This window comes from Amycolatopsis sp. lyj-108, from assembly GCF_046549005.1.
Classification (GTDB): Bacteria; Actinomycetota; Actinomycetes; order Mycobacteriales; family Pseudonocardiaceae; genus Amycolatopsis.
Window position 1 is genome coordinate 222,435 of sequence record NZ_JAJPWQ010000003.1, and the last position, 25,222, is coordinate 247,656.

Annotated in this window: 26 protein-coding genes; 16 read left to right on the forward strand and 10 right to left on the reverse strand. The window is 68.7% G+C overall.

The genetic code is table 11. The features are described 5' to 3' along the window. Positions 1–28 precede the first annotated feature (28 nt). Positions 29–946, reverse strand: coding sequence for a glutamate ABC transporter substrate-binding protein (locus ACLJO0_RS12625; protein ID WP_410578567.1), 918 nt, complete (start codon positions 944–946; stop codon positions 29–31). A gap of 56 nt (positions 947–1,002) precedes the next feature. Further along, positions 1,003–1,731: an amino acid ABC transporter ATP-binding protein gene (locus ACLJO0_RS12630; protein ID WP_199746565.1), complete on the reverse strand. Its 729-nt coding sequence runs from the start codon at positions 1,729–1,731 to the stop codon at positions 1,003–1,005. 396 nt (positions 1,732–2,127) lie between these two features. Between ACLJO0_RS12630 and ACLJO0_RS12635 the strand changes: the two genes are divergently transcribed. Both ACLJO0_RS12635 and ACLJO0_RS12640 read left to right on the forward strand, forming a co-directional pair. Next, on the forward strand, positions 2,128–2,817 hold the full coding sequence (locus tag ACLJO0_RS12635; RefSeq protein ID WP_199748980.1) for a response regulator transcription factor: 690 nt from the start codon (positions 2,128–2,130) through the stop codon (positions 2,815–2,817). A gap of 4 nt (positions 2,818–2,821) precedes the next feature. Next, positions 2,822–4,231: a sensor histidine kinase gene (locus ACLJO0_RS12640; protein WP_396561987.1), complete on the forward strand. Its 1,410-nt coding sequence runs from the start codon at positions 2,822–2,824 to the stop codon at positions 4,229–4,231. Here the strand turns inward: ACLJO0_RS12640 and ACLJO0_RS12645 are convergent. Next, a complete protein-coding gene (locus ACLJO0_RS12645; RefSeq protein ID WP_410578570.1) occupies positions 4,221–5,132 on the reverse strand; it encodes a TAXI family TRAP transporter solute-binding subunit in 912 nt (303 codons plus the stop codon). The genes ACLJO0_RS12640 and ACLJO0_RS12645 overlap by 11 nt on opposite strands. A 16-nt stretch (positions 5,133–5,148) precedes the next feature. Here ACLJO0_RS12645 and miaB point away from each other — a divergent pair, with 16 nt between their 5' ends. Beyond that, positions 5,149–6,663 carry a tRNA (N6-isopentenyl adenosine(37)-C2)-methylthiotransferase MiaB gene (gene miaB / locus ACLJO0_RS12650; protein ID WP_410579293.1) on the forward strand — a complete coding sequence of 505 codons (1,515 nt, stop codon included), beginning with the start codon at positions 5,149–5,151 and terminating at the stop codon, positions 6,661–6,663. Continuing rightward, positions 6,660–7,121: a hypothetical protein gene (locus ACLJO0_RS12655; RefSeq protein WP_125785367.1), complete on the forward strand. Its 462-nt coding sequence runs from the start codon at positions 6,660–6,662 to the stop codon at positions 7,119–7,121. The genes miaB and ACLJO0_RS12655 overlap by 4 nt, the downstream gene beginning before the upstream one ends. Here the strand turns inward: ACLJO0_RS12655 and ACLJO0_RS12660 are convergent. Continuing rightward, a complete protein-coding gene (locus tag ACLJO0_RS12660; protein ID WP_410578572.1) occupies positions 7,118–7,576 on the reverse strand; it encodes a hypothetical protein in 459 nt (152 codons plus the stop codon). The two genes, ACLJO0_RS12655 and ACLJO0_RS12660, sit on opposite strands and share 4 nt — an antisense overlap. Positions 7,577–7,744: 168 nt before the next feature. After that, on the reverse strand, positions 7,745–9,058 hold the full coding sequence (locus ACLJO0_RS12665; RefSeq protein ID WP_410578574.1) for a DUF349 domain-containing protein: 1,314 nt from the start codon (positions 9,056–9,058) through the stop codon (positions 7,745–7,747). Between the two features lie 235 nt (positions 9,059–9,293). Between ACLJO0_RS12665 and ACLJO0_RS12670 the strand changes: the two genes are divergently transcribed. From ACLJO0_RS12670 to dapF, 3 genes are read left to right on the forward strand one after another with little or no spacing between them, the layout of a single operon-like run. Then, positions 9,294–9,983 (forward strand): class III extradiol dioxygenase subunit B-like domain-containing protein, encoded by a 690-nt coding sequence (locus ACLJO0_RS12670; protein ID WP_410578576.1) that lies wholly within the window; start codon positions 9,294–9,296, stop codon positions 9,981–9,983. Continuing rightward, the gene (gene miaA / locus ACLJO0_RS12675; protein WP_410578578.1) at positions 9,980–10,882 is read left to right on the forward strand and encodes a tRNA (adenosine(37)-N6)-dimethylallyltransferase MiaA; all 903 of its coding nucleotides are present in this window, start codon (positions 9,980–9,982) and stop codon (positions 10,880–10,882) included. Before ACLJO0_RS12670 ends, miaA begins: the two co-directional genes overlap by 4 nt. A gap of 10 nt (positions 10,883–10,892) precedes the next feature. Further along, on the forward strand, positions 10,893–11,717 hold the full coding sequence (gene dapF / locus ACLJO0_RS12680) for a diaminopimelate epimerase (RefSeq protein ID WP_410578580.1): 825 nt from the start codon (positions 10,893–10,895) through the stop codon (positions 11,715–11,717). Here dapF and ACLJO0_RS12685 read toward each other — a convergent pair. Then, positions 11,714–12,958: an MFS transporter gene (locus ACLJO0_RS12685; protein WP_410578582.1), complete on the reverse strand. Its 1,245-nt coding sequence runs from the start codon at positions 12,956–12,958 to the stop codon at positions 11,714–11,716. The two genes, dapF and ACLJO0_RS12685, sit on opposite strands and share 4 nt — an antisense overlap. Positions 12,959–13,019: 61 nt before the next feature. Here ACLJO0_RS12685 and ACLJO0_RS12690 point away from each other — a divergent pair, with 61 nt between their 5' ends. From ACLJO0_RS12690 to ACLJO0_RS12705, 4 genes are all read left to right on the forward strand, one after another. Next, the gene (locus ACLJO0_RS12690) at positions 13,020–13,517 is read left to right on the forward strand and encodes an ArsR/SmtB family transcription factor (protein WP_410578584.1); all 498 of its coding nucleotides are present in this window, start codon (positions 13,020–13,022) and stop codon (positions 13,515–13,517) included. 43 nt (positions 13,518–13,560) lie between these two features. Further along, the gene (gene hflX, locus ACLJO0_RS12695) at positions 13,561–14,994 is read left to right on the forward strand and encodes a GTPase HflX (RefSeq protein WP_410578586.1); all 1,434 of its coding nucleotides are present in this window, start codon (positions 13,561–13,563) and stop codon (positions 14,992–14,994) included. Positions 14,995–15,079: 85 nt separating this feature from the next. Next, on the forward strand, positions 15,080–15,343 hold the full coding sequence (locus tag ACLJO0_RS12700; protein WP_410578588.1) for a hypothetical protein: 264 nt from the start codon (positions 15,080–15,082) through the stop codon (positions 15,341–15,343). Between the two features lie 111 nt (positions 15,344–15,454). Beyond that, positions 15,455–16,468 (forward strand): hypothetical protein, encoded by a 1,014-nt coding sequence (locus tag ACLJO0_RS12705; RefSeq protein ID WP_410578590.1) that lies wholly within the window; start codon positions 15,455–15,457, stop codon positions 16,466–16,468. A 65-nt stretch (positions 16,469–16,533) separates the two neighbouring features. On the opposite strand, the gene lexA is transcribed toward ACLJO0_RS12705, so the two are convergent. Further along, positions 16,534–17,250, reverse strand: a complete 717-nt coding sequence (gene lexA, locus ACLJO0_RS12710) for a transcriptional repressor LexA (RefSeq protein WP_125785377.1) — start codon at positions 17,248–17,250, stop codon at positions 16,534–16,536. Positions 17,251–17,703: 453 nt separating this feature from the next. Here lexA and ACLJO0_RS12715 point away from each other — a divergent pair, with 453 nt between their 5' ends. The 5 genes from ACLJO0_RS12715 (at position 17,704) to ACLJO0_RS12735 (ending at position 23,128) form a co-directional block, all read left to right on the forward strand. Next, positions 17,704–18,063: a LysM peptidoglycan-binding domain-containing protein gene (locus tag ACLJO0_RS12715; RefSeq protein WP_410578592.1), complete on the forward strand. Its 360-nt coding sequence runs from the start codon at positions 17,704–17,706 to the stop codon at positions 18,061–18,063. Between the two features lie 301 nt (positions 18,064–18,364). Further along, positions 18,365–18,853, forward strand: a complete 489-nt coding sequence (gene nrdR / locus ACLJO0_RS12720) for a transcriptional regulator NrdR (protein ID WP_034311932.1) — start codon at positions 18,365–18,367, stop codon at positions 18,851–18,853. A 34-nt stretch (positions 18,854–18,887) separates the two neighbouring features. After that, positions 18,888–21,704 carry a vitamin B12-dependent ribonucleotide reductase gene (locus tag ACLJO0_RS12725; protein WP_410578595.1) on the forward strand — a complete coding sequence of 939 codons (2,817 nt, stop codon included), beginning with the start codon at positions 18,888–18,890 and terminating at the stop codon, positions 21,702–21,704. 98 nt (positions 21,705–21,802) lie between these two features. After that, complete coding sequence (locus ACLJO0_RS12730; protein WP_410578597.1) at positions 21,803–22,792, forward strand: PQQ-binding-like beta-propeller repeat protein; 990 nt, start codon at positions 21,803–21,805, stop codon at positions 22,790–22,792. 147 nt (positions 22,793–22,939) lie between these two features. Then, complete coding sequence (locus ACLJO0_RS12735; RefSeq protein WP_410578599.1) at positions 22,940–23,128, forward strand: hypothetical protein; 189 nt, start codon at positions 22,940–22,942, stop codon at positions 23,126–23,128. On the opposite strand, the gene ACLJO0_RS12740 is transcribed toward ACLJO0_RS12735, so the two are convergent. Genes ACLJO0_RS12740 through ACLJO0_RS12750 form a run of 3 tightly spaced genes read right to left on the reverse strand, consistent with a single transcriptional unit; the run spans position 23,116 to position 25,179 of the window. Beyond that, positions 23,116–23,472 carry a DoxX family protein gene (locus tag ACLJO0_RS12740; protein ID WP_410578601.1) on the reverse strand — a complete coding sequence of 119 codons (357 nt, stop codon included), beginning with the start codon at positions 23,470–23,472 and terminating at the stop codon, positions 23,116–23,118. The two genes, ACLJO0_RS12735 and ACLJO0_RS12740, sit on opposite strands and share 13 nt — an antisense overlap. Before the next feature lie 39 nt (positions 23,473–23,511). Beyond that, positions 23,512–24,561, reverse strand: coding sequence for a DUF2293 domain-containing protein (locus ACLJO0_RS12745; protein WP_410578603.1), 1,050 nt, complete (start codon positions 24,559–24,561; stop codon positions 23,512–23,514). Positions 24,562–24,579: 18 nt separating this feature from the next. After that, positions 24,580–25,179: a CGNR zinc finger domain-containing protein gene (locus ACLJO0_RS12750; protein ID WP_410578605.1), complete on the reverse strand. Its 600-nt coding sequence runs from the start codon at positions 25,177–25,179 to the stop codon at positions 24,580–24,582. Positions 25,180–25,222: the final 43 nt, after the last annotated feature.

Genomic DNA, 25,222 nt, shown 5'->3' on the forward strand with positions numbered 1-25,222 from the left:
TCACAGGTCCACCGGCCGCTGGGTTACGTCAGTACTTCTGCAGGGTGGGCTTCTGCGCCGCCGAACCCGACTTGCCGAGGGTGGCGTCGTAGATCTTCTGCCAGGTGCCGTCGTCGAGCGCCTTCTGCAGAGTGTCGTTGATCTTGTCGCGAAGGACCTTGTCGTCCTTGTTCAGGCCGATGCCGTATGGCTCCTTCGAGAAGGTCTTGCCGACGACCTTGAAGCTCTCGGAGTCCTCCGAAGCGAAGCCCTTCAGGATCGCGTCGTCGGTGGTGACCGCATCGACCTCCTTGGTGCTGAGCTTCTCGACACACTGCGAGTACTTCTGGAACTCGACGATGTTGCCGGGCTCGGTCAAGCCCTGGTCACGGACGCGCTGGATCGGGGTCGAACCGGTGACCGAACAGACCTTCTTGCCCTTCAAGGTCTCCGGGCCGGTGATCGTCGACTCGTCCTTGCGTACCAGCAGGTCCTGGCCGGCCTCGAAGTACGGACCAGCGAAGGAGATCTGGGCCTTGCGCTTGTCGGTGATGGTGTAGGTGCCGACGTAGTAGCTGACGTCACCGTTCACGATGGCCTGCTCACGGGCGCCGGAGTCGACCGTTTTGAAGGTGATCTTGTCCTCGCCGAAACCGAGGCTCGCGGCGACGAGCTTCGCGATCTCGATGTCGAAACCGGTGAACTTGCCGCTCGTCGGGTCCTTCTTGCCGAGACCGGGCTGGTCGTCCTTGACGCCCAGGGTCAGCTTGCCGTCGGCCTTGATCTTGGCGAAGACCGGGGAGCCCGCGAGGTCGACGTTCGACGCCACCGTGTACTGGGGCAGCTGAGCGCCGGCGTTCGCGCCGTCGGAGCTGCCGCCCGGCGAGCTGGGCGTGCCCTCCTTGCCACAAGCGGTCAGTGCGAGACTGCCGACGAGCAGTCCCACCGCAAGGGTGCGGATCCTCATGTGAACCTCTCCTGTTTCTTCCGTCGATGCGGCACGAGCCCGCGCCGCGGAAACGCTTAGTGGGTAAGGATCTTGCCGAGGAAGTCCTTCGCCCGGTCGGTCTTGGGCTTGGTGAAGAACTCGTCCGGGGTGGAGTCTTCGACGATCTCGCCGTCGGACATGAAGACCACCCTGTTCGCGGCACGCCGCGCGAAGCCCATCTCGTGGGTGACGACGAGCATCGTCATCCCGTCCTTCGCGAGCGTGGTCATCACGTCGAGGACCTCCTGGACCATCTCCGGGTCCAGTGCCGAGGTCGGCTCGTCGAACAGCATCACCTTGGGGCGCATGGCCAGCGCGCGGGCGATCGCCACCCGCTGCTGCTGCCCACCGGAAAGCTGCGCCGGGTACTTGTCGGCCTGGTTCGCGATGCCGACGCGTTCGAGCAGTTCCATCGCGGTCTTGCGGGCCTCGGCCGAATTGACCTTGCGGACCTTCATCGGCGCGAGCATGACGTTCTCGACGATCGTCTTGTGCGCGAACAGGTTGAACGACTGGAACACCATGCCGACGTCGGCGCGCAGCGCGGCCAGCGCCTTTCCTTCGGCGGGCAGCGGAACGCCGTCCACCGCGATCTCGCCGGAGTTGATGGGTTCCAGCCGGTTGATCGCCCGGCACAGTGTCGACTTGCCAGACCCGGACGGCCCGAGCACGACCACGACCTGCCCACGCGGCACCTCGAGGTTGATCTCCTTGAGCACGTGCAGGTCGCCGAAGTACTTGTTCACGGCGGCCGCCTTGATCATCGGCGCCGCCACCTCCGCGGTCATCTGGCCTCCAGGAGCGTTCGTTTGCAGGGGACTGCGGGGTCAGGCACCACGCGATGGCGGAAACCTACTCCCGTCGGACCGCTTGTAAAGGCGGCTTGACCAATACTTAGGGTTTCAAGTCCGTATCGTTCCCAAGCCACCGGACGGCCTCGGTCCACCACCGTCCGGCCCTGATCAGCCTAGACAAGGCGGGCGTGCCTCGTAACCGGGGTCACAACAGATCTGTGACGCATCGTGACCATTACCGCCCGCGTCGGTGTGCTCACTGGGCCGGACGGCGCAGTGACACGGGCAGCGCGGAACGTGACTCACCCCATAGAGTCGTTCTTCAGTCGTCGCGGTGGCGGTGACGGCGTGAAAGGGAAAACACGGGTGCGGGTACTGCTGGTGGAGGACGACGACCGGGTCGCGGGTGCCTTGACGCCCGCGCTGACCCGGCGCGGCCTGACGATCAAACGCCTGGCCTCCGGCGCCGGGGTGCTCGATCTGGTGCACGAGGTCGACGTCGTGCTGCTCGACCTCGGGCTTCCCGACGTCGACGGGATCGTCCTGTGCCGCCGGATCCGCGCGGTCAGTGACGTGGCGGTGATCGTGGTTTCGGCGCGGGGTGAGGTCGACGACCGGATCCAGGGCCTGCGGTCCGGCGCCGACGACTATCTGGTGAAGCCCTACGACGTCGACGAACTGGTCGCCCGCGTCGAGGCCGTGCGCCGTCGCCGTGGTGAACGCCCGGCCGCGGCCGAACCGCCCGGCGTCATCCGGGCGGGTGATGTCTCGGTGGATATCGGGCGCCATGAGGTGCAGGTCGACGGGCAGCCGGTTTCCTTGTCCCGCAAGGAGTTCCAGGTACTCGCGCTGGTCGTCTCCGCCCGTGGCGCGGTGTGCTCGCGCGAGCACGTGCTGACCGAGGTCTGGGGGCATCGCGGCCCGGCGGAGAGCCGCTCGCTCGACGTCCACGTCGCCACGCTGCGGACCAAACTGGGCAGGCCCGCGCTGATCGAGACCGTGCGCGGCGTCGGGTACCGCCTCGGCGGCGCCTACGGCCCGGCCGAAGAGGGCTGAGCCGGTGCGCGTCCGGCTCCAGGCGATCGTGCTGACGCTGGTCGCGGCGCTCGTGTTCGGCCTCGGCATCCCGCTCGCGCTCAGCGTGGCGGCCAGTGTGCAGCTCGACCTCTTCCTCGACCGGCTCACCGACACGTCCCGGTTCGCGTCGCTGGCCCAGCGTCCGCTGGTGGAGAACCGGCCGGACCTGATCGAGGACGAACTCCGCCGCTACACCGAGGTCTACGAGGTGCCGGTGGTGATCGCCGATCAGGACGGCGAGTCCGTGGCCAGCGCGCTCGGCGCCCCCGGCCAGGCCGCCCGGATCGACCTCAAGGATCCCGTGATCGCCTCGCATCTGCAGCAGGCGCTGGCGGGGCGGCGTTCCGAGCCAGGGGCGCTGCTGATGCCGTGGAACACCGCACCGCTGGTGCTGGCCGAGCCGATCCTGATCGACGGCGAGGTGCGGGGCGCGGTGATCACCCTGTCCTCGACCGAAAAGGCGCGGACCGAACTGGTGTGGTGGTGGCTGCTCATCGCGGCGGGCGCGGTGCTGGCGTTCGGGCTCGCGCTGCTGGTCGCGGTACCGGTGGTGCGCTGGATCCTGCGCCCGGTCCGGCGGCTCGACGACGCCACCGGCGCGCTGGTCGCCGCTGTGGTCAGTGGCCGCGAGGTCGAGCGGGTGGGGGAGTCGGGAGGGCCGCCGGAGCTGCGCCAGCTCGAACGGTCCTTCGACCGGATGGCCGCCAGCGTCGACGAGGCACTCACGGCGCAGCGCGCGTTCGTCGCCGACGCCTCCCATCAGCTGCGGAACCCGTTGACGGCGTTGAAGATCCGGCTCGGCAACCTCGACGGGCACGTCGACGACGACCTGGCCGCGGCAGACCTCGAAGCCGCCGTCGTGGACGCGCGGCGGCTCAACCAGATCCTCGACGAACTCCTTTCGCTGGCCCGCGCCGAGGCCTCGGGCGGCGAACTGGTGCCGGTCGGCCTCGACGAGGTCGTGGGGGCCCGGGTCGCCGACTGGGCCGTGGTCGGCGCGACGCGGGACGTGTCGCTGGCCGCCTCCGGGCTGGGCGGCGGCTTGCGGGTGCTCACGCCCGCGCGGGGGCTCGAAGTGGTGCTGGACGCGCTGCTGGACAACGCGCTCAAGTTCACCGAGCCCGGCACGGAGGTCCGCGTCACCGTCACCGTCACGGACGGGAAGGTCGACATCGCCGTCCGCGACCACGGGCCCGGCCTGCGCGACGACGAACTGGAACGCGCGGCGGACCGGTTCTGGCGCAGCACCGCGCATCAGAACGTGCCCGGCTCCGGCCTCGGCCTGGCGATCGTCACCGAGATCATGGCCCGCTCGGACGGCTCGCTGCGGCTGGGCTCACCCGAGGGCGGCGGCCTCGAAGTGACCGTGACCCTGCCGGTCGCTAATCCTTGAGTGCTCTGAAATAGCGAAGCGCGCCCGGGTGCAGCGGCAGGGGAGAGGTCTCGATGGCGGGATGGACGTCGATCGACAGCGCCGCCCCGGCCGCTTTGACCAGCTGATCCCGCGCGTCGAACAGCCCGCGCACCAGCGCCTCGGCGACGTCGTCGGACATCGAAGCGGGCACCACGAGGAAGTTCGGCAGCACCAGCGTGGTCACCGGCTCCGACAGGTTGTAGGCCGTCACCGGGATGGTCGCCGTGCGGTACACGGGACTGGTGGCCCGGAGGGCGTCCGCGAGGTCGGTGATGTCGAGCAGGCGCAGGCCGACCGTCCGCACCCGCTCCGTGATCGACGGTGTCGGCACCCCGCCGGACCAGATGACGGCGTCGATCTGACCGGTCTCCAGCGCGGGCAGCGCCTCGTTGATGCCGAGGTTGCGCTGGTCGATCGCGCCGGTCAGGCCCGAGGCCTTCAGCAACTGCTTCGACAGGAACTCGACACCGGAGTCCGGCGAACCGATCGCGACCTTGCGCCCGCGCAGCTGGGCGAACGACTTGACCGACGAGTCGGCGCGGACGATGACGTGCAGGTAGTCGTCGTGCACGCGGGCCAGCGCGGCCAGCCCGGCCGTGTTCTCGGTGGCGACGTCGGCGGCCACGAACGCGACGTCGGCCTTCCCCGCGCGGATCCGGCCGATGTTGTCCGGGGACCCCTCGGTCTCCAGGATTTCGGGCCGCGCGGTGTCCAGCTGCGCGGCCCACGCGTCGGCCAGCGCCTCGGCCAGCTTGTCGTACACGCCGCCGTTGAGACCCGCGGCGATCCGCACCCGCGTCCCGGACAGATCCGGCCCGCACCCGGCGACCAGGGCGCAGACCACGGCGATCAGCGCCGCCAGCACCCCTGGTCTCCTCATGAGGGTCGATCGTGCCATGGAACCCCGCCCGCGTACCCTCGAAGGCGAGATGAGCGCGCGTACTTACCAGATCCGCACCTTCGGCTGCCAGATGAACGTGCATGACTCCGAACGTCTTGCCGGGCAGCTCGAGGACGCCGGCTACGTTCCGGGTGACGGCGAGGCCACACCCGACCTGATCGTGTTCAACACCTGCGCCGTGCGGGAGAACGCGGACAACAAGCTGTACGGCACCCTGGGGCATATCCGGCCGCAGAAGACCGCGAAGCCGGGCATGCAGATCGCCGTCGGCGGCTGCCTCGCGCAGAAGGACCGCGGCGAGATCGTCAAACGCGCGCCCTGGGTCGACGTCGTGTTCGGCACGCACAACATCGGCGCGCTGCCGACGCTGCTGGAACGCGCGCGGCACAACGCCGAGGCCGAGGTCGAGATCCTCGAAGCGCTCGAAACCTTCCCCTCGACGCTCCCGGCTCGCCGCGAGTCCGCGTACGCGGGCTGGGTGTCGATCTCGGTGGGCTGCAACAACACCTGCACTTTCTGCATCGTCCCGGCGTTGCGGGGCAAGGAACGCGACCGCCGTCCCGGCGAGATCCTGGCCGAGGTCGAGGCGCTCGTCGCCGAAGGCGTGCTCGAAGTGACCCTGCTCGGCCAGAACGTGAACTCCTACGGCGTCGAATTCGGCGACCGGCTCGCGTTCGGGAAGCTGCTGCGCGCCTGCGGTTCGGTGGAAGGCCTGGAGCGCGTCCGCTTCACGTCGCCGCATCCCGCCGCATTCACCGAGGACGTCATCGACGCGATGGCCGAGACGCCGAACGTATGCCACCAGCTGCACATGCCGCTCCAGTCCGGTTCGGACAAGGTGCTGCGCGAAATGAAGCGGTCCTACCGCTCGGCGCGTTACCTCAAGATCCTCGACCGCGTGCGCGAGTCGATGCCCGACGCCGCGATCACCACCGACATCATCGTCGGTTTCCCCGGCGAGACCGAGGAAGACTTCCAGGCCACGCTCGACGTCGTCGCGCAGGCCCGGTTCTCCAGCGCGTTCACCTTCCAGTACTCGATCCGGCCGGGCACGCCCGCCGCCGAGATGGACGGGCAGCTGCCGAAGGAGGTCGTGCAGGAGCGCTACGAACGGCTCGTGAAGCTGCAGAACGACATCTCCTGGGAAGAGAACAAGAAGATCGTCGGCCGCCGCGTCGAGTTGCTGGTCGCCTCCGGCGAGGGCCGCAAGGACTCCGAAACGCACCGGATGAGCGGCCGTGCCCGTGACGGCAGGCTCGTCCACTTCGCGCCGACGGGACCGCTGGTGGACCGCTCCGTGCGTCCCGGTGACGTCGTCGAGACCGTGGTGACCTACGGCGCTCCGCACCACCTCGTCGCCGACGGCGATCTGCTGTCGCACCGCCGCACCAAAGCGGGCGACAACTCCGAGGCCGGAATCCGGCCGAAGACCAACGGCGTGACGCTGGGCCTGCCGGGCTTCGGCGCCCCGGCCGTCACGCCGGAACCGGTGAGCGGGTGTGCGCTATGACCGAACCGAAGATCGACGAACTCGCGGCCGAAATCGACGAGGTCGGTGAGCGGGCCGCCAAGACGATCGAGCTGGGCAGGCGCGGATTCTCCATCGCCGTGCTCGCGTTCGTGCTGCTGGTCGCCCAGCTGCTGCCCTGGGTCGGCGAGCACGCCGGCTGGGAGGTGCTGCTCGGCAAGGGCGGCGGGATCCCGCAGCTGTTCGCCGCGACCTCCACCGGGATCGGCGTGTTCGCCTCCGCCGTCACGCTGGTGACCCGGCGCTGGTGGCTGGCCTGGGTCTGCGCCGCGGGCGGCTGGTTCGCCTCTGTCGACGGGATGCTCGCGATCTGGTCCCAGCAGTCCTCGCACGCGACCGGCGCGGCCGGTGGCGGCCCGGGCTTCGGGATGATCCTCGCCTGGTTCGCCACCGTCGCGCTGGCCGTCTACTGGATGCGTGCCGCCTTCTCGCGCAGCTAGCCGACGCGCAAGGTGAGGTTGCTGGACGTGTACGCGCTCGCGTAAAGCGTCGTTTCCGGGTGGTAGGCCCGCAGCGTGATCACCGCGCTGAAGGAGAAACTCAGCTTCAGGGAGAACGTCGAGTTGGGACGGCAGGTCGTGTCGGCGATGTTCACCCAGACACTTCCTTGAAGCTGCTGGACGATGATCGCCTCGAGGCTGTCGGTCCCGTCGGTACGGGCCCCGTCCTCGGCCCGCAGGCTCCCCTTGAGGGTCACCTTTTCGTTGACCTTGACCTGTTTCTTGCTCAGCGAGGCGTTGAGCTTGACCTTCTTCTTGCCTGCTTCGGAGGAGGCGGGGACCGGTGCGGGAGCGCCGATCGCCGATGCGGCCGGGGCGAGCCCGGCCACCAGAGCACAACTGATCGCCAAGGCGGCGAACGCCCGGCGTACTGGGGTAATCAGTGTCTGGTTCATGATCGAAGTCGACCACGGCTGGGCGCGGAGAGCGCCCGAATACGCACTAACGAGCGATATGTCCCTCCACGGTGGCATGAAGGGACCCCCGCGAATGCCATGAAAGGTCCTTTCCTTGCAAAATTTGCAAGGAAAGGACCTTTCATGGCACGAGGGGGCCCCGAAGACCTACCGGTCCGCGATGGCCGCTTCAGCTGCTTCGAGCCACTCACGCCACTGCGCGGCCTGCTCGTCCGCCTTCTTCGCACGACGCTCGTCGCCGGCCGCACGCGCCTTCGCCGCCTGCGACTCGAACTGCTCGACCCGCTCGCGGAACTGCGCCGCCCTGGCCTGCGCCTCGGGGTCGGTCCGCCGCCACTTGTTGTCCTCGGCCGACTTGATCGCGTCCTGCACGGCCTTCAGCCGGCCGTCCAGCTCGCGGATGCGCTCGCGCGGGACCTTGCCGATCTCGTCCCACTGGTCCTGGATGCGCCGCATGTGCTGCTTCGCCGCTTCGAGGTTCGCCGCGGGGTCGATCTTCTCGGCCTCGACGAGCAGCTGTTCCTTCTGCTGCGCGTTGGTCGCGAACTCGGCGTCCCGCTCGGAGAACACCGAGGACCGCCGTGCGAAGAACTTGTCCTGCGCCGCGCGGAAACGCTGCCAGAGCGCCTCGTCGCTGTCCTTGGGCGCGCGGCCGGCGGCCTTCCACTCGGTCATCAGGTCCTTGTAGCGACCCGCCGTGTCGCCCCAGTCCGAGGATTCCGAGAGCGCCTCGGCCTCGGCGATCAGCTCTTCCTTGCGGTTCTTGGCACCCGCGCGCTGCTTGTCGAGCTCGGCGAAGTGCGAGCCACGGCGGCGGTTGAACGCCTCACGGGCCTTGGAGAACCGCTTCCACAGCTCGTCGTCGGTCTTGCGGTCGACGCCCTTGACGGTCTTCCACTCGTCCAGGATGGCGCGCAGCCGGTCGCCGGCGGCCTTCCACTGGGTCGACTCCGCGGCGAGTTTCTCGGCTTCGTCGGCGAGGGCCTGCTTGCGCAGGACGGCGGCCGCGCGGGCCTCTTCACGCTCCTGCTTGGCCGCGGCAAGCGCCTTCTCGGCGTGCGCGATGACCTGCTCGATGCGGCCGCCCAGCGCGGCGAGGTCGCCGACGACGGCGGCTTCGGCGAGACCGTCGCGCAGCTGCGTGGCCGTGGCCAGGGCGTGCTTCGGATCGCCAGCGCCGGACTCCAGTCGCGTCTCCAGCAGCTCGACCTCGGTGCGCAGGTCGTCGAAGCGGCGCGCGTAGTGGAGCAGACCCTCGTCCGGGCTCCCGGCCTGCCAGACCCCGACCGCACGTTCGCCGTCGGGCGTGTTGACGTACACCGTTCCTTCGTCGTCGACCCTGCCCCAAGCGGACGGGCTGGGCTCGGCGGGCGGCACGGGGGGTGCGGGGTGCCCGCCACCGAGCGCGTGCGGTACCGGGTGCGGTGCCGGGGTACCGGTGGACGTGTTCTCCTGGGCCATCGCAGGCTCCTTATCGCCTGTACGCCCGCTGGCGCGGGCGCCCCGTCTACCGACGGGGCCGGGTAATGCGTTGCCGTCTTGCTTCGGGGGCATCAACCCCTTGCGGCATTCAAGCAGCTCAGCGTCCACCGTGGAACCGGATGAACCACCAGAGGGCAGTGATCCTACTTCCGGTGGACCCTCCGTGTCGGTCGGTTGCCGGTCCCCGAAGGCGGGGAAGGTAACGTCGGCGGCCGTGATCCGCCGTGTCGCCGTGCTCCCGCAGCCCCCACTGCTCATTCCCGAACTGGCTGCCGGAGCGGCGGACGAATGCGCCGAGCTGCGCGAAGCCTGTCTTGAGGCCGCGAGGCTGCTGACCAGCGCTTCGCCGGACTGGGTCGTCATCGGTGCGGCCTCAGGCGCGCCCGAAGTGCCGGAACACGCGAGTGGCACCTTCCGCGGATTCGGCCTCGACGTCGGAGTGTCACTCAGCCGGGTGACAGGGCCCGAAACCGAGCTGCCGTTGCCCGCGCTCGTGGCCGGCTGGCTACGCGAGCAGGGCGGCGCTTCGTCCGTCCGGGTCCACCTCGTCGATCCCGCCGCCCCTTCCGGCCAGTGCGAACAGCTGGGCCGCGAGCTGGAGGAGCACGCCGCGGTGCTCGTCCTCGGCGACGGTTCGAGCAGGCACGGCCCGCGTTCCCCCGGCGGCGAGGACGAACGGGCGGAAGGCTTCGACGCAGGCATCCGCGACGCGCTGGCCAAGGCCGACACGGGCGCGCTGGCCGCAGTCGACCCGGACTTCGCCGCCGAACTCGGGGCGGGCGGCCGCGCGCCGTGGCAGGTCCTCGCCGGTCTCGCCGCGGACGACGGTTGGACCGCCGAGGTCCTCTATTCGGCCGCGCCGTTCGGCGTCGCCTACCACGTCGCGGTCTGGGAGCACGCGTGATCCGGCCGGTCGCGGTCGTCGGGCCAACGGCGACCGGGAAGACCGCGCTGGCGGTCGAACTCGCCCTCACCCTCGGGGGTGAGGTGGTCAACGCGGACGCGCTGCAGCTGTATCGCGGGATGGACATCGGGACGGCCAAGGCGACCCCCGAGGAGCGGCGAGGTGTGCCGCACCATCTGCTGGACGTCCTCGACGTCACCGAGACGGCGTCCGTCGCGGCGTACCAGCGCGACGCGCGCGCCCGCGTCGAAGAACTGCTCGACGCCGGACGCGTGCCGATCCTCACCGGCGGGTCCGGTCTCTACGTCCAAGCCGTGCTCGACGACCTCAAGTTCCCGGGCACCGATCCGGACGTGCGTGCCCGGCTGACCGCCGAAGCCGACGAAATCGGCGTCGCCGCGATGCACGCCCGGCTCACCGGACTCGACCCCGTCGCCGCCACGGCCATCCTGCCGACCAACACCCGCCGGATCGTGCGCGCGCTGGAGGTCATCGAGATCACCGGCGAACCGTTCTCGGCGAACCTGCCGAAACCCGGGCCCGCCCGCTACGACACGGTCCTGATCGGCATCGACCGCGAACCCGCCGAACTCGACGCCCGTGTCGACCGCCGCGTGGAGATCATGTTCGAAACCGGGCTCGTCGACGAAGTCCGGACGTTGCTGGGCCAGGGACTTCGTGACGGGCTCACCGCTTCGAGGGCGTTGGGCTACCAGCAGGTGATCGCCGCGATCGACGGCGACGGCGACTTCCAAGCCGCTTCCGAGGCCACCGCGCAGGCCACCCGGAGGTTCGTGCGGAGGCAACGTTCCTGGTTCCGGCGGGACAAGCGCATCCAGTGGTTCGACGGCGGTTCGGAGCGGCTGGCCGAGCGCGTCCTCGAGGTGACGGCCCAGTAGCCTTGGGGCCATGGGCGGCATCGAATTCCTTAAGGGACACGGCACACAGAACGATTTCGTGCTGCTTCCCGACCCCGACGGCCGCCTCGAGCTGACCGAAGCGCGAGTGGCGGCGCTGTGCGACCGTCAGCGCGGTCTCGGGGCCGACGGTGTGCTCCGGATCGTGCGTTCGCCCGCACTGGATGTCGAGTCCGGCGGCGAATGGTTCATGGACTACCGCAACGCCGACGGTTCCATCGCGGAGATGTGCGGCAACGGCGTCCGGGTCTTCGTGCGCCACCTGGTCGACTCCGGGCTGGTGACCGAGCGCGACTTCGTCATCGGGACCCGCGCCGGCGACAAGCCGGTCCAGATGCACGCGGACGGTTCGGTGACCGTGCAGATGGGTCCGGCGACCATCACCGGCACCTCGGTCACCGTGGTCGCCGGGCAGCCGTTCTCCGGTGTCGCGGTGAACGTCGGCAACCCGCATCTGGTGTCGGTCGTCGAGGACGACGTCGACGTGCTCGACCTGCGCGACCAGCCCGACTTCGACTCCGACGTGTTCCCGGAAGGCGTGAACCTCGAGTTCATCAACCTGCTGGGCGAAGACGCACTGAAGATGCGCGTCCACGAACGCGGTGTCGGCGAGACGCGATCCTGCGGCACCGGCACGGTCGCCGCGGTCGCCGCCGCCCTGCACCTCGCGGGCACCGACACCGGTGAGGCGACCGTCGACATCCCCGGCGGCCGCGTGGTGGTCGAGGTGCGCCGCGGCGGTTCCACGCTCACCGGACCGGCGGAAATCGTCGCCCGCGGTGAACTCGACGAAGCCTGGTGGGCCGGGCTCGTCTAGCCGACCGCGATCGGTTCGCGCGGCAGATCACGAAGTTTCCGGATCGGCGAGAAGACCACCCACAACACCGCGGCCGCCTGGCCGACCGCGGCGAACCACAGCGTTCCCCGGATCCCGATCGTCTCACCCAGGACACCGCCGACCAGTCCGCCCAGCGGCAGCATGCCCCACACCACGAAGCGCACACTGGCGTTCATGCGGCCGAGCAGCCGGTCCGGGCAGACGGCCTGCCGGTAGGACACCTGCGCGACGTTGTAGACGATGATCCCGAACCCCGCGATCGCCAGTGCCGCGGGGAACAGCACGATCCGCCAGCCCGGGGCGGCGAGCGGGAGCAGCAACTGGAACGGCCAGGTCAGCAGGGGGACGAACCAGATCGAGCGGGCTTGCCCGATCCGCCGGGTGATGCGTCCGGCCAGGATCGCCCCGAGGATCCCGCCCACGCCGCCGGTCGCCAGTACGAGACCGATGGCCGCCGGCGACAGGCCCAGTTCCCGGTTCAGGAACAGGATCTGCACGGTGGTGAAGGCGCCGTTGGCCAGGTTGGCCGTCGCGGTGCAGGCGACGATCGAGCGCAGGGCGGCGTCGGTGAACACGAACCGCAGTCCTTCGACGATCTGCGGGAGCAGTTTCGCGTCTTCATGCTGCTCGGGAACCTCTTCGACGGTGCGGATCCGCAGCAGGCACAGCGCGGAGGTCAGGAAACCCACCCCGGTCATCAGCACGGCGTTGGCCGCGCCCGCGAGCTGGACCAGCCCACCGCCGATGCCGGGTCCGGTCAGGAACGCCACCGACTGGCTGGCTTGGAGTTTCGCGTTGCCTTCGAGCAGGTGTTCCCGGCCGACCAGCGACGGCAGATACGACTGGTAGGCGACGTCGAAGAACACCGTCGCGACGCCGACGAGCGTGGCGACCACGATCAGCTGGGTCAGCGACAGGACGTCTGCCCACCAGGCGAGCGGAATGGTGAGCAGCAGCGCGGCGCGGACGAAATCGGCCCGCAGCATCAGCGCCCGCCGCCGCATGCGGTCCACCCATACGCCGGCGGGCAGCCCGATGATCAGGAACGCGATCGTCTCGGCCGCGGTCAGCAGCCCCATCTGGAACGGTGTCGCGGCCAGCACGGTGGCCGCGAGCAGGGGAATCACGGTGTGACCGGCGAAGGCGCCCACCTGGCTGGCCGTATCGCCCGCCCAGAGCCGCCGGAAGTCCGCGTGGAAGAAGAGGGAGTCTCTGCGCACGACGCCACCTTGGCCCGAGTGATTGGAAAGTGTCAATCACTTTCGGCTCTAGGCTGTCGCCGTGCCCACTCCACGACGCGCCGCCAGCGAGGCCGAGATCGCCGCCATGGCCTCCGGAATAAGGCTGCGCATCATCCGGTTGACCTATTCAGAGGCGCTGACCAACAAGGAACTCGCCGAACGGCTCGATCGCGACCCCGCGACGACGCTGCACCACGTGCGCAAACTCGTCGACACCGGGTTCCTCGAAGCGCTCCCGCCGAGACGCGGCACGCGCGGCGCGAAAGAAATTCCCTATCGCTCGACCGGGTTGTCCTGGCATCTTGATTCCCGCGACAGGGGGATCGATCAGGCGATCTTCGAGGCCTACCTGGCCGAGATCGCCGACGTGGGATTCGACGAGGTGCAGCAGACGCGCATGGTCGTCCAGGTACCGGACGAGCAGATCACGGAGTTCGAAGCACGGCTCATGGAGCTCGTCGACGACTTCATCTCCCGGCCGGTCGACCCGGAAGCGAAACGCACGGCCATCTACCTGTCGAAGTATCCCAGCAAGTAATGAATTCGGTCCCGCCGTCGAAACGTGGGACCATGGAGGCACGATGACGGAACTGACACACAACGATCTTAACGACCTGGACCCATCGACCGGCGAATTGGAGCTCGAGGACCGCGCCTCGCTCCGCCGGGTAGCGGGCCTGTCCACCGAACTCGCGGATGTCACCGAGGTCGAATACCGGCAGTTGCGCCTGGAGCGCGTCGTTCTGGTCGGTGTGTGGACCGAGGGCAGCGCCCTCCAGTCCGAGGCCTCGCTCGCCGAACTCGCCCGGCTCGCCGAAACGGCGGGCTCCGAGGTGCTGGAAGGCCTGGTGCAGCGGCGGATCCGCCCGGATCCCGCCACCTACATCGGCTCGGGCAAGGTCAAGGAACTGCGTGAGATCGTGGCGGCCACCGGCGCCGACACGGTGATCTGCGACGGCGAGCTTTCGCCGGGCCAGCTGCGCCAGCTGGAGGAGAAGGTCAAGGTGAAGGTCATCGACCGCACCGCCCTGATCCTCGACATCTTCGCGCAGCACGCCCGCTCCAAGGAGGGCAAGGCACAGGTCGAGCTGGCCCAGCTGCAGTACCTGATCCCGCGGCTTCGCGGGTGGGGTGCGGCGCTGTCCCGGCAGGCCGGTGGCCGGGCGGGCGGCGCCAACGGTGGCGTCGGTCTGCGCGGTCCCGGTGAGACGAAGCTCGAAACCGACCGTCGGCGGATCAGCAAGCGGGTGTCGAAGCTGCGCCGCGAGATCGCCGCGATGGACACCATCCGCGAGACCAAACGCGGTCGCCGGGTGGCCAACGAGGTGCCGAGCGTGGCGATCGTCGGCTACACCAACGCCGGCAAGTCGAGCCTGCTCAACGCGCTGACCGGCGCCGGAGTGCTGGTCGAGGACGCGCTGTTCGCCACGCTGGATCCGACGACGCGGCGGGCGCAGACCCCCGACGGCCGCACCTACACGCTGACCGACACCGTCGGTTTCGTCCGGCACCTGCCGCACCAGCTGGTGGACGCGTTCCGGTCGACGCTGGAGGAGGCGGCCAGTGCCGACCTGCTCGTCCACGTCGTCGACGGTGCCGACCCGACGCCGGAAGAGCAGGTCAACGCGGTGCGTGAAGTGCTCGCCGAGATCACGAAGCGCCGCTCCGAGCCGCTCCCGCCGGAGCTGCTGGTGATCAACAAGGCCGACGCCGCCGACGAGGTGTCGCTGGCCCGGTTGCGGCACCAGATGGCCGGATCGGTGCAGGTGTCGGCGCGGACCGGCACCGGGATCACGGAGCTGGCCGAGGTGATCGCGGAGCGGCTGCCGAGGCCGGAGATCCTGGTCGAGGTACTGATCCCGTACTCGCGAGGCGAACTCGTCTCCCGCGCCCACGCCGACGGCGAGGTGCTGGAGGAAGAGCACGTCGAGACCGGTACGCGCCTGGTCGTCCGCGGCAGGCCCGAACTGGCCGCGGCGCTGAGCGACTTCCAGACGAACGGCTCGGCTCTGTAAGCGAAGCAAGTACGTGAAGGCCCCTTTCACTGCGTCAGACGCAGTGAAAGGGGCCTTCACGTCGTTCGATGTAGTGGAGGCCCTCATGCGTGAATCCGCGCAGGTGCCGACGCGTGTTGAGGTGCGAAAGGTGCTCGAAGACCTTGCGACCGGTGCGGTCACGCGTGCGGAAGCCTCCGATTGGGCCCGTCCGTGGATAGTCGAAGTCGCCCACCGAATCGATGACGGCTTGGTCTGGGACGCACTGGACTGGTTGTTCGGCGCCGATTTGATGATCTCGCCTGCTGACTATCTGCACGGTCCGGTCGATTTCCGGAGTTGGCTGGTCGAGTTCGACGCTCGCCGCTGAAAGTGGCCTTCGCGACATTCCGCCCCATCTCGGCGTTCCGACCGAACTGCGCGCCGTCCCGGACGTCTCCGTAGTGTGGGGCTTCAGGGGTTCCACGGTACGGAGGTGGATGTGCGGGGGATTGTCGCGACCGCGGTCGTGCTGGCGGCGTTCATCGGCGGGACGGCACCCGCCGTGGCGCAGGAGGTCCCGGCTCCGCAGCCGGTGTGCAAGAACAGCGATTCCCGGCTCAGCGAGCTTTCCGGCCTCGTTTCCGATGGCGAGCACCTCTACGCCCTCAACGACGGCGGCACCAAGACTCAGGTCTTCGTCCTCGGCCGCGATTGCAAGGTCCAGAAGGTCATCTCGGCCGCGACGGACCCGTACGACCCCGAGGATCTCGCCCGCACCGCCGACGGCACCTTCTGGCTTTCCGACACCGGTGACAACCGCAAGCGGCGGGACACGGTCGCGCTGATCTCGCTGACCCCGCAAGGCAAGGCGACGTTGCACCGGCTCACCTATCCCGACGGGCAGCACGACGTCGAAGCGCTGATCATGGACCGTTCGGGCACGCCGTACCTGATCACCAAGGACCTCTTCGGCAGCTCCAAGGTGTACCGGCCGACAGGGCCGCTCGCCAGTCCCGGTCCGACTCCGCTGGAGAACGTGGGCTCGCTGCAGATCAAGGAGACCTCGACGCAGGGCGGGCCGGCCGGATCGATCGGTTCGATGACGGTGACCGGCGCGGCGTCGATGGCCGACGGCTCGGTGGTCGCGTTGCGCACCTACACCGACGCTTATCTCTACGCCGTCACCGACGGAGACCTGAAGAGCGCGCTGCAGCGCGAGCCCGTGCGGGTGCCGCTGCCGAACGAGAAACAGGGCGAGGCGCTCGCCTTCGATCCGGACGGGACCCTGTTGTCCGGCGGGGAGGGCGTCGGAGAGCAGATCCGTGCGGTGAAGGGCGCGGCGGCACTCGCCGTGGACGCGGCCAAATCCGAGGGCAGCACGTCGGGTGGGACGGCCGCGGCCGGTGGCACGGGCCAGGGAACCGACTTCCCCTACGTGCAGGTCGGTATCGCCGCGATCGTCGTGATCGGCGGCTTCCTGCTGGTCGGCAGGCTCCGCAAACGGCGAGCCTGACCGAAGCTTGCCGAGTCTGACCCGGGTCTCCGCGACCCGGGATCCCGACTTGCTCCGGCTCCGGGCTACAGCCTGCGAAGAACGGCGACGACCTTGCCGAGGATCGTGGCGTCGTCACCCGGGATGGGTTCGTACGCCTCGTTGTGCGGCATCAGCCAGATGTGGCCGTCCTTGCGCTTGAACGTCTTGACCGTCGCCTCGCCGTCGATCATCGCGGCCACGATCTCGCCGGGGTCGGCGGTGGGCTGCTGGCGGACGACGACCCAGTCGCCGTCGGTGATGGCGGCGTTGATCATCGAGTCACCGGTGACGCTGAGCAGGAAGAGCTCACCCTCACCGACGATCTCCCGCGGCAGCGGGAAGACGTCTTCGATCGCCTGCTCCGCCAGCACCGGCCCACCGGCGGCGATCCGGCCGACGAGCGGCACGTACGCGGCCTTCGCGGCCGACTGCGGCTGCTCGACGTCGATGCCCATCGGGTTGTCGTCCGTCGCGGCGAGCACGCCCACCGCACGCGGACGGTTCGGGTCGCGTCGCAGATAACCCTTGCGCTGCAGGGCCTGCAACTGGTGCGACACCGAAGAGGTGGAGGTCAACCCGACCGCCTCGCCGATCTCACGCACACTCGGCGGGTAGCCGAACCGGCTCACCCACAGCTTGATCACGTCGAGCACCTGCTGTTGCCGCACGGTCAGGGTCTCGTCCACCTCGTAGACCTCGGGCAAGGCGCGCACCTTACCCGAGCCCCTAGGCGCGTTCCCCGCCTTGCTCTCCTTAGCCACCGTATCGCTCCTTCATCTCCTGCGTCGCCTCCCAGTACGTCCGGTCGCCCGGACCGACTTCGCGTGTCTTCGCCGGTGGCGGACGATCTTCCCGCCCACGGCACCGACGGCGTCCGCGCAGCAGACGCCCTGGTCAACGACGTTAGCCCGCCGGGACGACGATTTCAAACATCTGTTCGATGGACACGCCGTGTCGCTCGATTTTGTCGGGGGTAGGTGGTACACATTCGCACGGGCGTTCGATAGAACGCCTGTTCGACCTTGATCGCCGGGCCGCGGCCCGGCGCCGAGCGCAGCAGGACTTGCGAGGAGGTTCCTATGTCGATTCTGGCCGATCGAGGACTGGCGCGGCCCAGTTCCCCCGGGCCCGTTCCGGCAGGGTTGACCAGGCCCGTTCGGGTGGTTCGGGGCAGGCGCGCCGAACCTTTGCGTCCGCCGACCAGGTCACGGGTCGTGGCGGGCCGTCGTCCCGGTGTCGCCACCGCCTCCCCGACGTGCCCGGCGCCGAGGCGGCTTCCGCTCAGGTGGCCGTCGCTCGTCGCGATGGCCTTGCTCGTCGCCGGCGTCATCACCGGTTTGGGTCTGTTCTTGGCCGGTGTCCCGGGGGTCGCGGTACCCGAACGGACCACCACGGTGTCCGTTTCGACGGGGGAGACGCTGACGGATCTCGCGACGCGATTCGCGCCAGGCAGTGACACCGGCGCGGTCGTGGCCAAGATCAAGGAGCTCAACTCCCTGGAAAACGCCGTTCTCGTGCCCGGACTGCCGCTCACGGTCCCGGTCGCGGCCGAGGTCGCGGAGGGTGGGAGGTGATCCGGAGGGCCGCTCTCACCCGCTGTGGGTGAGCTCCCCGTTCGTGTCCGATCGACCTGGCCGTTGCGCTTGCGTGCGTCCGACCTGCGATCTAGTCTCCACCGCTATATGTAGTAGTTACATGGCTGTAGTTGGTCCATAGCTTGGGGTAGACTCGGTACCAGTTGTCCACAGCTGGCCGGTGTTCACCCACCGGATGTCCACAGATCGATCCACATGTCGATCTTTCCCGTCGTTGCGTGGCGACGGGGGCGGATGTCCACTCGGGACCGGCCGGCGCGGAGGGGAAGGTGATCGGCGGATGAGGTGCCCGTTCTGCCGGCATGCGGACTCTCGGGTCGTCGACTCCCGAGAGGTGGATGAGGGTCAAGCGATCCGGCGGAGGCGCTCGTGCGCCGCTTGCGGCCGTCGCTTCACCACCTCGGAGACGATGGTGCTCGCCGTCGTCAAACGATCCGGGGTCACCGAGCAGTTCAGCCGGGACAAGGTGGTCCGGGGGGTGCGCCGCGCCTGCCAGGGCAGGCCGGTCGACGACGACGCGCTGCAGCAGCTGGCGCAGCGGGTCGAGGAGTCGATCCGGTCGGCGGGGCTGGCGGAGATCCCGAGTCACGAGGTCGGCCTGGCGATCCTGGGCCCCCTGCGCGAACTCGACGGCGTCGCCTATCTCCGGTTCGCCAGTGTCTACCGCTCCTTCTCCTCGGTCGAGGACTTCGAGAAGGAGATCTCGGACCTCCGTGAGGCCATGGCTGCCACACCGGACGAGAGCGATCAAGACGCGAAAGACGGCTGAAGCCGCCTCCCGCGTGGGAGTGAGGGAAAAACCCATGACCGAGACCGTGGGAACAGGCAACCCGGCCACAGCGCGGACGAGTGGGAAGAAGAAGCAGGCGGGCGGGCTCACCGTGCGCCGGGTCTTCACCACCGAGGGCGTCCACCCGTACGACCAGGTCACCTGGGAGAACCGGGACGTCGTGATGACGAACTGGCGCGACGGCACGGTCAACTTCGAGCAACGCGGTGTCGAGTTCCCCGGCTTCTGGTCGGTCAACGCGACGAACATCGTCACCAGCAAGTACTTCCGTGGCGCCGTCGGCTCGGCCCAGCGCGAGCAGAGCCTCAAGCAGCTGATCGACCGCGTCGTCCACTCCTACGTCAACGCAGGCCGCGAACACGGCTACTTCGCGACCCCCGCCGACGCCGAGGTCTTCGAGCACGAGCTGACTTGGATGCTGCTGCACCAGGTGTTCAGCTTCAACTCGCCGGTGTGGTTCAACGTCGGCACGACGTCGAAGCAGCAGGTCTCGGCGTGTTTCATCCTTTCGGTCGACGACACCATGGAGTCGATCCTCAACTGGTACCGCGAAGAGGGCCTGATCTTCAAGGGCGGCTCCGGTGCCGGGCTGAACCTCTCCCGCATCCGCTCTTCGCGTGAGCTGCTGTCCTCCGGTGGCACCGCGTCCGGTCCGGTCTCCTTCATGCGCGGCGCCGACGCCTCCGCGGGCACCATCAAATCCGGTGGCGCCACCCGTCGCGCGGCGAAGATGGTCGTCCTCGACGTCGACCACCCGGACGTCGAGGAGTTCGTGCAGACCAAGGCCCGCGAAGAGGAGAAGATCAAGGTCCTCCGCGACGCCGGGTTCGACATGGACCTCTCCGGTTCGGACATCACCTCCGTGCAGTACCAGAACGCGAACAACTCGGTCCGTGTCTCCGACGAGTTCATGCAGGCCGTCGAGACCCAGGGCGACTTCGGCCTGCGGTCCAGGACGAGCGGTGAGGTCATCGACCGCGTCGACGCCAAGAAACTGTTCCGCACCATCGCGCAGGCCGCTTGGGACTGCGCCGATCCGGGGCTGCAGTACGACGACACGATCAACGACTGGCACACCTGCCCCGAATCGGGCCGGATCACCGCGTCCAACCCGTGTTCGGAGTACATGCACCTGGACAACTCCAGCTGCAACCTGGCCTCGCTGAACCTGCTCAAGTTCGCCACCGAGGACGGCGGTTTCGACGCGCCGCTGTTCGCGAAGGCCGTCGAGCTGGTCATCACCGCCATGGACATCTCGATCTGCTTCGCCGACTTCCCGACCGAGGCGATCGGCGACACCACCCGTAAGTTCCGTCAGCTGGGCATCGGCTACGCGAACCTCGGTGCGCTGCTGATGGCGCTCGGGCACGCGTACGACTCCGACGGCGGCCGCGCGCTCGCCGCCGCGATCACCTCGCTGATGACCGGCGTTTCGTACCGCCGTTCCGCCGAACTCGCCGCGGTCGTCGGGCCGTACGAGGGCTACGCGCGCAACGCCGAGGCGCACCAGCGGGTCATGCGCAAGCACGCCGCCGCCAACGAACTGGTGCGGACCTACCACGCGAACGACGCCGCGGTCCGCGCGCTCGCGACCCAGGAATGGAAGCGCGGCATCGAACTGGGCGAGGCAGGCGGCTGGCGCAACGCGCAGGCCTCGGTGCTCGCCCCCACCGGCACCATCGGCTTCATGATGGACTGCGACACGACCGGCATCGAGCCGGACTTCTCGCTGGTCAAGTTCAAGAAGCTGGTCGGCGGCGGTTCGATGCAGATCGTCAACCAGACCGTCCCGCGCGCCCTCTCCGCGCTCGGCTACCAGGGCGAACAGATCGAAGCGATCGTCGAGTACATCGCCCAGCACGGCCACGTCGTCGACGCCCCTGGCCTGCGCCAGGAGCACTACGAGGTGTTCGACTGCGCGGTGGGGGAGCGGTCCATCGCGCCGATGGGGCACGTCCGGATGATGGCCGCGGTGCAACCGTTCCTGTCCGGCGCGATCTCCAAGACGGTCAACATGCCGGAGTCGGCGACCGTCGAAGAGGTCGAGGAGATCTACTTCCAGGGCTGGAAGTACGGCCTCAAGGCGCTCGCGATCTACCGCGACAACTGCAAGGTCGGCCAGCCGCTGTCGACCGGCAAGAAGGAGAAGGCCGCCCCCGAGGCCGAAAAGGTCGTCGAGTACCGGCCGGTCCGCAAACGCCTGCCGAAGAAGCGCCCGAGCCAGACGGTGTCGTTCACCGTCGGTGGCGCCGAGGGCTACCTGCACGCCGGTTCGTACCCGGACGACGGGCTCGGCGAGATCTTCGTGAAGCTCGGTAAGCAGGGTTCGACCCTCTCGGGCGTGATGGACGCGTTCTCGATGTCGATCTCGGTCGGCCTGCAACACGGGATCCCGCTGGAGTTCTACGTTTCGAAGTTCTCCAACCTGCGCTTCGAGCCCGCAGGCATGACCGACGACCCGGACATCCGGATCGCCACCAGCGTCATGGACTACCTGTTCCGCAGGCTGGCGCTGGACTACCTGCCGTACGAGAAGCGTTCGCAGCTCGGCATCTTCACCGCCGACGAGCGTTCGGCACAGGTCGAGGCGAGCTACGGCGCCGCTCCCGCCGCGGAATCGGAGAACGTCGACCTCGACGCGCTCCGGTCCACTGTGGACTCGTCGGCCGGCGCTCCCGCCAAGGTGGCGCATTCGACGGCGGAACTGGTGGAACTGAACCTCGGCACTGCTTCCGACGCGCCGCTCTGCATGACCTGCGGCACCAAGATGCGGCCAGCCGGTTCCTGCTACGCCTGTGAAGGCTGCGGAGCGACCTCCGGCTGTAGCTGATCCTGATGCCTGCTTCGGTGGACGACCGACGTCGTTCGCCGGAGCAGGCGCCGGTGAACCCGGTTGTGCGGTGGCCCGTCCGCTGCTGAACTGGTCTCGTGTTCGATGTCCGCTGGGAACGGCCGCTGCATCAAGCCGGTTCGCCGTCCGCGATGGCGGCCACCGCACGCCACCTGGTCGTGCACGAGCGGAGTACGCGATTGGCAGGCCTGGAGCCTGCCGACGGCTCGGTGCGTTGGGATGTTCCGGTCGGGACATGGCCACGTGCGGTCGTGATCGACGAACCGTATTGCTTGGTGGTTCCGCAGAACAGCAGCAGGCTGGTCTGCCTGGACGTCGAAACCGGCGAAGACGTCTGGCAGGCGGAGCCGGGCTCGTTCGCCGGTCATGTCGTGGTAGACGAAGAACTCGTGCTGGTGGGCGGCTGGCGCGGCTATACGCCACTGTCCGCAATGGACCTCCGCACCGGCGCTTTGCGTTGGCGGGCGGGAGAGTGCGGAAGCACGGTCCGGCCGTCAGCGACCGAGGCCGGTTTCCTTCTCGGAAAGCCGGGTGGCGACTCCGTACGTTTGATCGATCGAGGTGACGGCCGGGAACTGGCCACATGGTCCTTGCCGGAGCCCCTGGTCGGACCCGACACCGGCCCGGCCTTTCGTGCGGACGACGACGGGGGAGTCCTCGTGCGGTGCGGCGACCGCTTGGTCGTACGTATCGCCTTGTCCGAGACGAAAGCCGAGACAGTGGTCCGTGCCGAGCGCGCTCTCGCGCCCAGGGCGGTCGACCTGTGTGGTGGCTTGCTCTGGCTGGCCGAGCGGCGTGGTGGCTACACAGTGGTCGACGCGTCGGACGGCGCCGAGCAGTGGAGGATCCGGCACGATCGGCGGTTCGTTCCCTCGGTCGCTTCCGTGGACGGAGGGTTCGTGATCGCCGACGAGGGCGGGTTGTTGTTCCGGATCGACTTGGCCGGAACGGTGAGCGAGCGCGTCCGGATAACCCAGCGGATCCGAGACCTTCGCGAGCAAGCGCCTTCGAGATTCGTTCTGCTCACGAAGGGGTCCTTACTCGCTGTCGACGCCAGGAGGCTCTGATGGCCGCAGACACGATCGCCGGTTCCCGCTGCGGTTCGAATGGGCACTCGACGATCTGCGCGCGCCTCTCCTCGATTCACAGCGACGGATGATCGTGATGGTGCCCACCGGCGGTTTCCGCGAGCATCAGCTTCGCGTGCTGCCGCGATGGCGCACCGGGTCAGTGATCCCGAGCGCGCGCAACGCAACCGGGTCGCGCGAGACCGTCTTGTCGCCGAAGACGCCGTCCGCGCGGCGGACAGCCTCGGCGTCCGCGTGCTGGAAATCGACGGCTCGATAGCCGCAGAGGCGGTCGCGGACGTCGTCGCCGAGCACTTCGCCCCCTACCTGGTCTGAGCGAGATCGAGGACGAAGGTCGCCACCGCCAGCGCGAGGAATCCGCCAGGGAAAGCGATGTTGTAGAGAACGCGGGCCCGCACGTGGGTGATGACGGCGCCGACGTAGAACAGCACGAGCCCGGCAGCCGCCGCGGTCCCGACATACGGCACCCCGAGCAGGCCGAGCAGCAGCCCGGCCGCGCCCGCGGCCTTCAGCGAGGCCAGTGGCGGGATCCAGGCCTGAGGCACGTTGACCTCGGCAGAGTTCTTCAGGACGAAGGGGACACGGGCTAAGTCGGCGGCGGCGATCCCGGCGTTGATCACGATCGTCACGATGGCGAGGGTGAGATATGCGGTGGACATGCCCACTGGACGAGCCCCACGCCCGGAACGTGACAGCGGTCAGGCTCGCCAGCGTTCCAGCACGGCTTCGATGGCGGAGTGGATGCGGTCGCGGGCGGCCTGCCGTTCCACACCTGCCATGAGGAGGTCGTCGTACTCGGTGTCCAGATGCCGGATCGAGGCGACGACGGCGAGGAACACCGCTCGTTCGGCCAGTTCCCGACCGGCGGCGGATCGGCCCACCCGGCCGCTGCCGCGCTGGCCGGCGTGTTCGGCGATGGCGCGTGCTCGTTCCGGCGGGCAGCCGGGGAACATCTCCGTGATCGCGGTGTGGAATCGGACGGTGAACTCGACGTCTTCCTCGGCGCGCCGCTCACGATCCCGGCCGCGGCGTCGTTCCCGGACGTCCTCGTCCGCGAGGCACTGTTCTTCAGCGGCGCGCAACGCCGCGTCCTCGACCAGGAGCCCTTGCCGCTCGCTGCGTTTCCTCGACCGGTTGAAGCGGACGACGACGGCGGAAAGCCGGCTCGCCTTCTTGGCCCGGCGGGTCAGCGCGGTGTCGCCCGAGGGCAGGAAGACCAGGTGGCCGAGGTCGGCGCAGTCGAGGCAGTGCGGCTTTTCGTTCTCCATGAACAGCAGGTCGCCGGTGCCGCCGCAGTCGGCGCACGTCCAGTCCTTCAGCGCCACGGAGACGACGAGATCCGGCGCCTTCTGCCGGCGGGCGAGGACTTGCGCACGCTTCGCTTCGGACAGTCCCGGCATGAGCCACTGCGTCCGGAACAGCGGTTCGAGGCCGGCCAGTTCGCCCGAAGTCACCCGGAGGGCCGCCCGGTCGCGGGTCGCGCCGACATGCTCGATCTCGGAGCTTTCGAGGGCTTTTTCCTTCGCCCATCCTTGGAGTGCGCCGAGGGCGAAGTTCAGTTTCTCCGCGCTCACCGGCAAGGCCGTGGACAGATCGGGGATCCGGCCCTGCTGCCAGCTTGTGAGCACGTTCTCCGGCAGCCAGCCGATGCCGCTCAGGATGTCGAGCGCGGTCACCGATTTCCGTTTGGACAGCACCTTCTCCGCCGTCTCCACGACGCGCTGTTCCAGTTTCGCCTCACCTTGCATCGCCGGGAATCCTAGCGATCAGGCGGTCTCGGTCCGCGCGCGGTAGGCCCGGATCTTGGCGCGGTTGCCGCAGCGTTCCATCGAGCACCAGCGGCGGTTGCCCGAGCGCGAGGTGTCGAAGAACAGCAGGTGGCAGTCGTCCGCGGAACATTCGCGGACCCGGCCGGACCGTTCGCCCGCGACGAGTCCGATGGCGTCGCGGGCGACGGCGCCGAGGAGTTGCTTCCCGGTGACGGGTGGCGCCCAGGCGAGCCGCCGGGTCTTCGGGTCGACGAGGGGCCTCGGGGTCGCCTCGGTCGCGCTGTTCAGCAAGGCGAGGTCTTCGTCCGACGGCGCTTCGCCGCGGGCGAGTGCGGGCGCGACGCGGTAGAGCGTGTCCCGGAGTTCCTTGAGCGCGGCGAGTTCGGCGGGTTTGATCCGGACGTCGGTCAGAGGAGCGGTCAGCGCCAGCCGCGAATCGGTGAACCACTCGGCCAGATCGGACGGAGTGTGCGCGATCTCGTAGCGGTCGTACAGGCCGGGACCGCCGGTCAGCATGAGTTCGAGGCTGAGGCTGCCCGGATCGAACCGATAGCGCTCACCCTGGGCGCTGACGAGCAGTCTTGTTCCCGGAGTCATGTAACCACTATAGTCGGTTTCGGAAACCAGGTAAGCCGGTTAC